The organism is Amycolatopsis sp. NPDC003861 (assembly GCF_053605405.1).
In genome coordinates this window covers 1-7,082 of sequence record NZ_JBSGJD010000367.1, presented here as the reverse complement: position 1 = coordinate 7,082, position 7,082 = coordinate 1, and the positions used below count along the sequence as shown (strand labels likewise).

At 72.6% G+C, this 7,082-nt stretch carries 6 protein-coding genes; 2 read left to right on the top strand and 4 right to left on the bottom strand.

Annotated features, from left to right (window positions below):
• Window positions 1-92: 92 nt before the first annotated feature.
• Both ACWEVN_RS45000 and ACWEVN_RS44995 read left to right on the top strand, forming a co-directional pair.
• Window positions 93-914 (top strand): helix-turn-helix domain-containing protein, encoded by an 822-nt coding sequence (locus ACWEVN_RS45000; RefSeq protein ID WP_452055359.1) that lies wholly within the window; start codon window positions 93-95, stop codon window positions 912-914.
• Window positions 911-1,789 (top strand): NAD-dependent epimerase/dehydratase family protein, encoded by an 879-nt coding sequence (locus ACWEVN_RS44995; RefSeq protein WP_452055358.1) that lies wholly within the window; start codon window positions 911-913, stop codon window positions 1,787-1,789. The genes ACWEVN_RS45000 and ACWEVN_RS44995 overlap by 4 nt, the downstream gene beginning before the upstream one ends.
• 51 nt (window positions 1,790-1,840) lie before the next feature.
• On the opposite strand, the gene ACWEVN_RS44990 is transcribed toward ACWEVN_RS44995, so the two are convergent.
• The 4 genes from ACWEVN_RS44990 to ACWEVN_RS44975 all read right to left on the bottom strand — a co-directional run bounded on the left by ACWEVN_RS44990 (window position 1,841) and on the right by ACWEVN_RS44975 (window position 6,625).
• Entirely contained in the window at window positions 1,841-3,373 is a 1,533-nt protein-coding gene (locus tag ACWEVN_RS44990) for a uroporphyrinogen-III synthase (RefSeq protein WP_449686747.1), read from the bottom strand.
• 83 nt (window positions 3,374-3,456) lie between these two features.
• Window positions 3,457-4,386, bottom strand: coding sequence for a hydroxymethylbilane synthase (gene hemC, locus ACWEVN_RS44985; RefSeq protein ID WP_449686748.1), 930 nt, complete (start codon window positions 4,384-4,386; stop codon window positions 3,457-3,459).
• A gap of 20 nt (window positions 4,387-4,406) precedes the next feature.
• Window positions 4,407-5,714: a glutamyl-tRNA reductase gene (locus ACWEVN_RS44980; protein ID WP_310967915.1), complete on the bottom strand. Its 1,308-nt coding sequence runs from the start codon at window positions 5,712-5,714 to the stop codon at window positions 4,407-4,409.
• Complete coding sequence (locus ACWEVN_RS44975; protein ID WP_449678391.1) at window positions 5,711-6,625, bottom strand: redox-sensing transcriptional repressor Rex; 915 nt, start codon at window positions 6,623-6,625, stop codon at window positions 5,711-5,713. The genes ACWEVN_RS44980 and ACWEVN_RS44975 overlap by 4 nt, the downstream gene beginning before the upstream one ends.
• Between the last annotated feature and the right edge of the window lie 457 nt (window positions 6,626-7,082).

Below are 7,082 nucleotides of genomic sequence, written 5' to 3'. Positions count from 1 at the left end.
GCACAAAGCCCCAATTTGGGGTGTTGGTTGCGACCCCCCAACAATTTGGGGGTTTGGGGGGGCCCCGCCCCCCGAACGCCACATTGGGGCGCTTGACGCCGCTCTCGCCGAACCGCTTCGGTACGGGGGTGTACGTCGAACGCCTTCCCGTGCCCGCACTGGCCGGCGTCGTGCGGACGGTCTGGGTCCAGCGCACCGGCGACGAACCGTACGTCCAGCGGCACCTGCCCACCGGCGGTGTCGAGCTCCACTTCCCGGTCGGCGGCCGGCCCCGGCTGCTCGGCCCGCTGACGTCGGCGCGGCTCGAAGTCATCCCCGCGCGGACCACGCTCGTCGGCGTCCGTTACCTGCCCGGTGCCGCGCCACCACTTCCGGTGCCCCTGGACGAACTGGTCGACCAGCACCTCGACCTGGCGGACTTGTGGAGCGAGGCGGACCGTCTCACGGAGGCCGCGTCCGGGCCGATCGAGGTGCTGCAGGCCCGGCTGCCGCGCAAGGCGGTGGACCCGCTGGTGGCCGAGGCCGTGCGGCGGCTCATGCCGTGGCGGCCGGTCGACATCGACGGCCTCGCCGGGCACCTCGCGCTCTCCCCCAGCCAGCTGCGCCGCCGGTGCCTGCAGGCGGTGGGCGTCGCGCCGAAGACCCTCCAGCGGACGCTGCGGTTCCAGGGTTTCCTCGCGCTGGCCCAGGCCGGGGCCGGCAGCCCGGCCGGCCTCGCCGCCGACACCGGGTACGCCGACCAGGCCCACCTGAGCCGTGAGTGCCTCCGCCTGACCGGGCTCACGCCGCGCACGCTGCTCGGCGGGAGCGTCGAGGAGTGCGCCTGCGGCCACGACCACTCGGCGTCCTACCTGCCGTTCCTGCGCGATTCGTTCAAGAACCCCCGGCTCGGCGTCCCTAGCCTGGCGCGATGATCCTCGTCACCGGCGGGCTCGGCATGATCGGCGCCCACACCGCCCGCGCGCTCCTCGACCTCGGCCACGACGTCGTCGTGACGGCCCACCGGCGCGCGGAAGTCCCCTCGTTCCTGGCGGGACGCGTCACGGTCGAACACCTCGACGTCACCGATGGAGCCGCCTTCCTCGCACTGGGTGCGCGGCACGACATTACCGAGATCGTCCACCTGGCGGGCAGCATTCCCGGCGAGGATCCGGTGGAGTTCTTCCGCACGGACACGGCGGGGCTGCTCAACGCATTGGCCGCGGCCCGCGCGTGGGGTGTCCGGCGGTTCGCCGTGGCGAGCAGTCTCGGGGTGTACGTCGGCCGTCCCGAGGTTCCGTGGACCGAAGACCTCGCGTTGCCGACGGCTTCCCTGCCGCACCTGATCATCGCCTACAAGAAGGCGGTCGAGCCGCTGACGACGCACGCGCTCGCGGGCAGCGGCGTCCAGCCGGTGGTGCTGCGGATCGGCACGATCTGGGGCCCCCTGGTCGACCCGCAGTCCCCGTTCTGCCCGATCCCCTCGTTCGTCAACACGGCCGTGCGGCCGGCCGGCTTGCACACCGACGACGGCGGCGACGTCTGCTACGCCCCGGACGCGGGCCGCGCGATCGCCCTGCTGACGACGGCACCGACGCTGAACCACGAGGTCTACAACGTGTCGAGCGGCCGCCCGTTCACCTACGGCGAGTTCGCATCGGCGCTGGGCGCCACCCTCCAGCCGGGCGGCTCGAACGGCCCGTACCTGGACATCTCGCGGCTCACGGAGGACACGGGCTTCAAGCCCCAGTTCGACGTCCCCGCCTCGGTGGCCGACTACCTGAAGTGGCGTGAGACCAACAACCGCTGAAAACGACCGAAGGCCGCCCCTACCGGGGGCGGCCTTCGTCGTGAAAGGACCTCAGGAGCGGCGGGCCCGCTTCGCCTTGCGCGGCGGCGGCAGCGCACCCTCGGCCCGCAGGCGGGCGGCGTGCTCGGCCAGGGCGTCCACCAGGTGCGGCACGTCCGCCTTCTCCGGCTGGACGTCCACGCGCAGCCCGAACTCCACCGCGGTCTCCGCGGTCTTCGGGCCGATGCACGCGACCAGCGTGCGGGTGTGCGGCTTGCCGGCGATGCCGACCAGGTTCCGCACGGTCGAGGACGAGGTGAAGCAGACCGCGTCGAACCCGCCGGTCTTGATCATCTCGCGGGTCTCGGCGGGCGGCGGGGCCGCGCGGACCGTGCGGTACGCCGTCACGTCGTCGATCTCCCAGCCGCGCTCGCGCAGGCCGGCCGACAGCGTTTCGGTGGCGATGTCCGCCCGCGGGAGCAGCACGCGGTCGACCGGGTCGAGCACGTCGTCGTACGGCGGGAACTCGGCCAGCAGGCCCTCGGACGACTGCTCGCCCGACGGGACCAGCTCCGGGATGATGCCGAACGAACGCACCTTCGCCGCGGTCGACTCACCCACACAGGCGATCTTCACGCCGGAGAACGCACGGGCGTCGAGCCCGAACTCCTCGAACTTCTCCCACACCGCGCGGACCGCGTTGGTGGAGGTGAAGACGATCCACTGGTAGCGGCCGTCGACCAGGCCCTTGACCGAGCGCTCCATCTGCGCCGGGCTGCGGGGCGGCTCGACCGAGATCGTCGGCACCTCGTGCGACGTCGCGCCGTGGCCGCGCAGGCGCTCGGCCATCTCGCCGGCCTGCTCCTTGGTGCGCGGCACCAGGACCTTCCAGCCGTACAGCGCGCGCGACTCCCACCACGACAGCTTCGAGCGGTGGCCGGCGGCCTGGCCGATCGTGACGATCAGCGGCCCGACGAGCTCGCCCGCGTCGTTGGCGACCTTCTCGAGCGTCGTGTCGAGGGTGCGCTGGGTGTTGATGGTGCCGTTCGCGGTGACCGCGACCGGGGTGGACGCCGGGACGCCGTTGCCGGTCAGCGCCGAAGCGGCCTCGGCCAGGTGCGCCGACGTCGCGTGCAGCACCAGCGGGCCGGGCGCGGCGGCCAGGGCCGCCCAGTCGACGTCGCCGCGGACGTCGACCTCGGTGTGCGTGCCACCCAGCGCGACGCCCGCGTACGCCGGGACGGCCGCGGCCGGGGAGACGCCCGGGATGACGTCGAACACGGCGCTCGTGCGCGCGACCGCCTGGACCTCGGCCACCACGGCCGGGGTGGTCAGCGGGTCGCCCGCGACCAGGCGCAGCACCAGCCGGCCGGCCTTGGCCTCGTTGGTCAGGTCCTTGGCGACCTCGGCGGCCTCGCCGACGGCGGGCCGGACCTCGGCGCCCTCGGCGGCCATGGCCAGCACGGCCTGCGGGACGTCGGGGTCGGTCACCACGACTTCGGCCTTGATCAGCAGCTCCTGGGCACGGACCGTGAGCAGGCCGGCGTCGCCGGGGCCGGAGCCCACGAACGCTACGCGCCCGGTGGTCTTTCGCGCGGGGGTCATCTGTGCGTTTCTCCTCTTGCGGCGGCCGTGCCGATCGCGCGGCCGCAGATCTCCTACGTCTTCGAAAAGCGCTCGCGAGAGCGCTATTGAGCAGGGCCGGAGAGGGCTCCGGCTCCGAGGTCCAGCAGCTCGGCGGCCAGGTCCTTGCCCAGCTGGGCGGCCTGGTCCTTATCGGCCAGCGCGGAGGCCCGGACCATGTCCACCGCGCCGTTCTCGCCTTCCGCGGCGGCGGTGCCGCGCAGCGAGATCCGTTCCACGACCTTGCCCTCGGCGTCGAGGTCTTCGACGACCTCGGCGAGCGCGCCCACCGGCGCGCTGCACCCCGCCTCGAGCGCGGCCAGCAGGGAACGCTCGGCCGTCACCGCGGCCCGCGTACCCTCGTCGTCCAAAGTGGACCGGAGCAGCTGCTCGAGGTCCACGTCGGCGGCCCGGCACTCCACCGCCAGCGCACCCTGCGCGGGCGCGGGCAGCATCTGGATCGGGTCGAGGGTCTCGGTGATCGCCTCGGCCCGGCCGATCCTGGCCAGTCCGGCACGCGCGAGCACCACGGCATCGAGCTCGCCGTCGGACACCTTGCGCATGCGGGTGTCGATATTGCCGCGAATCGGCACGATTTCCAAACCGAGACCCAGCGCCCGCAGCTGCGCGGTGCGCCGCGGGGAGCCCGTGCCCACCTTCGCGCCCGGCAGGAGCTCACCGAGCGTCAGCCCGTCGCGGGCGACCAGCGCGTCCCGCGGGTCCTCGCGCGGCGGCACGGCGGCCAGCGTGATGCCCGGTTCGGGGGCGGTCGGCAGGTCCTTGTACGAGTGGACGATGACGTCGACCTCGTCGCGGAGCAACGCTTCCCGCAGCGCCGACGTGAAGACGCCGACCCCGATCGTGGGAATCGGCGCGGAGGACTGGTCACCGGGCGTGGTCACCTTGACGATCTCGACCTCGGCGCCGGTGGCGCGCAGGGCGTCGGCGACGGTCCCGGTCTGGGCGAGCGCGAGCTTCGAACCGCGCGTACCCATGCGAATGACTCTGGTCACTACTACTTCTTCTCTGAAGGGGGCTTCGGGCTCGCCACCGCGGCGGGCGCCTGCGGGTCGAGGCAGAACAGTTCACGCAACGCGTTCGCGTAGTCGGTGTCGGCCGTCTCGGCGGCCAGCTGCTTGACCCGCACCGTCGGCGCGTGCAGCAGCTTGTCGACCACCCGGCGGACCGTGCGGCCGACCTCTTCGCGGACGGCGCCGTCCAGGCCCGGCAGGCGGTTGTCCAGCCGCAGCAGCTCGGCGTCGACGACCTCGGCCGCGCGGCGGCGCAGCGCGGTCACCGTCGGCGTCACCTCGGCGCTGCGCTGCCCGGCGAGGTAGTCGCGCACCTCGTCGAGGACGATCCCGGTCGCCTTGGCCGTCTGGCGCTCGGTGGTCGGTGTGCCCGCCTCGCGCATCCGGCGCTGGATGGTGGCCAGGTCGACCACCCGGACGCCGGCCAGCTCGCCGACCTCCGGGTCGACGTCCCGCGGCAGGCCCAGGTCGCAGACGACGAGCTCCCGGCCACCGCGCGGCAGCACGTGCTCCGGGGCGAAGACGGCGTCTTGCGCGCCGGTGCAGCAGATCACGATGTCGGCGTCGCGGACCGCGTCGGCCACCGCGGACAGCGGGATCGCGCGGGCCGGCACGCCCTGCTCGGTGACGTTCGCGGCGAGGCGGCGGGCGCGGGCGTCGGTGCGGTTGGCGACGGTGATCTCGCCGATCCCGGCCTTGCGCAGCTGCGAGGCGCTCAGCGCGCCCATCGAGCCGGCGCCGACGATGACGGCGTGCTTGCCGGTGACGTCCCCGGCCGCGGCGAGGGCTTCGGAGACGACCGACGCGCCGAGCTGGTCGAGGCCGGTCTCGCTGTGCACGCGCTTGCCGACGCGCAGCGTGGTCTGGATCAGCTCGTGCAGCGTGCGGCCGACGGTGCCGGCCTCGCGGGCGGTGGCGTAGGCGCCGCGGATCTGGCCGAGGATCTGCGTCTCCCCGACGACCATCGAGTCCAGGCCCGAGGTGACCGAGAACAGGTGCTCGACGGCGGCACCGGCGTAGTGGACGTACAGGCTGTCGTAGAGCTCGGCGGGGGCCATCCCGGCCTGGCGGGCGAGCACCTCCGAGACGTCGTTGAGGCCGCCGTGGAAGGTCTCGACGACCGCGTAAACCTCGATCCGGTTGCACGTCGAGACCAGCATGACCTCACTGACGTGCTCGGCCTGCTGCAGCTCGTCGAGGACCTTGCCGACCTCGGGCGCAGGCACCGCGACGCGCTCGAGCGTGCTCAGCTCAGCGCTTCTGTGCGAGAGACCGACCGCCAAGACGCTCATGAACGCACCACCATTTCCCGTCCGCCGTCCGGTCCCGAGCCGTTCCGCCTGCCGTTCCCATTCTCGGACGGCAGCACTCCCGCAGGTAATCCGGAATTGCCCTGATTGCCAGCGGCGTCATCCGCTCGGCGGGCCACATGGAACGAGAGTATCTGCAGCTCCACGGCCAAATCCACTTTGCGGACCTCGATGTGAGCAGGAACCTGCAGAACGACCGGGGCGAAGTTGAGGATGCACTGGACACCGCCCGCGACCAGGCGGTCACACACCGATTGCGCGGCGGTGGGCGGAGTGGCGATCACACCGATGGAAATGCCCCGTTCGGCGCAGATCCGCGGGATGTCGTCCATGTGCGAGACGGGGAGACCCCCGACCGGCACGCCGATCAGGTCCGGGTCCAGGTCGAACAGCGCTTCGACCGGAAAGCCGCGCCCCGGGAAGCCGCCGTAGTTGGCCAGCGCGTGGCCCAGGTTGCCGATCCCGACCACGGCGACCTTGTGCTGGCGGGTCAGGCCGAGGATGCGCTCGATCTGGCTGACCAGGACGCCGACCTCGTAGCCGACGCCGCGGGTGCCGTAGGAGCCCAGGTAGGAGAGGTCTTTGCGCAGCTTCGCGGAATTGACGCCGGCGGCCTGCGACAGTTCTTCGCTCGAAACGGTGGTCGCGCCCTGTTCCGACATTCCGGACAATACGCGGAGGTAGACGGCGAGCCGCGCGACGGCGGCCTCGGGAATCGACTTGGCCCGGACGGCCTCGGGGGCATCCCCGTTGCGGCCCGGCTCACCGGCGGGTACCGCGGGCATTTCGGCGGTGGGGGCGTTGTCGGCGTCGGGGCCGGCCGGACGGCGGGGCCGCCGGGGCGCCCGGCCCGGGGAGTCCGCCGCGTCGCGCCTCCCCCGCTGTGTCACCACGCCGTAGTTCTCCTGCCCGCTGTGCACGTCTGGCGGCCATCGCCATTCGGAACTGTGTCTTGACCCAGGCCCCGGAGTCCGGTTCGATACCGGCCCGTCCCGGGCGACGCTCCTACGGTAGACCACTTGTGAACGCACGCACAAAGTCACTGGTCGGAGGCGGTTCCGACCACCGCACGATCATGACGCGGCGTCAGAATCCTTGCCCGCCAGGCACTTCCGCGCCGGGCCCGCGCGGCCGGTGATCGAAAGCCGTCCGGCGGCGCGGCCCGCGGGACGCGGCGAACGGCCCACCGGACGCGGTGAGCGGCTCCGCCGGACTGGTCGACGAGCGCCCCAATGTGGCGTTCGGTGCGTCTGACGCACCCAATGTGGCGTTCGGTGCGTCAGACGCACCCAATGTGGCGTTCGGTGCGTCAGACGCACCCAATGTGGCGTTCGGTGCGTTGGACGCAAC

What these genes read in the sequence shown, in the direction of transcription:
- ACWEVN_RS44995 (WP_452055358.1), top strand. Translation starts at nt 911, where the DNA reads ATGATCCTCGTCACCGGCGGGCTCGGCATGATCGGCGCCCACACCGCC.
- ACWEVN_RS44990 (WP_449686747.1), bottom strand. Translation starts at nt 3,373, where the DNA reads ATGACCCCCGCGCGAAAGACCACCGGGCGCGTAGCGTTCGTGGGCTCC.
- hemC (WP_449686748.1), bottom strand. Translation starts at nt 4,386, where the DNA reads ATGGGTACGCGCGGTTCGAAGCTCGCGCTCGCCCAGACCGGGACCGTC.
- ACWEVN_RS44980 (WP_310967915.1), bottom strand. Translation starts at nt 5,714, where the DNA reads ATGAGCGTCTTGGCGGTCGGTCTCTCGCACAGAAGCGCTGAGCTGAGC.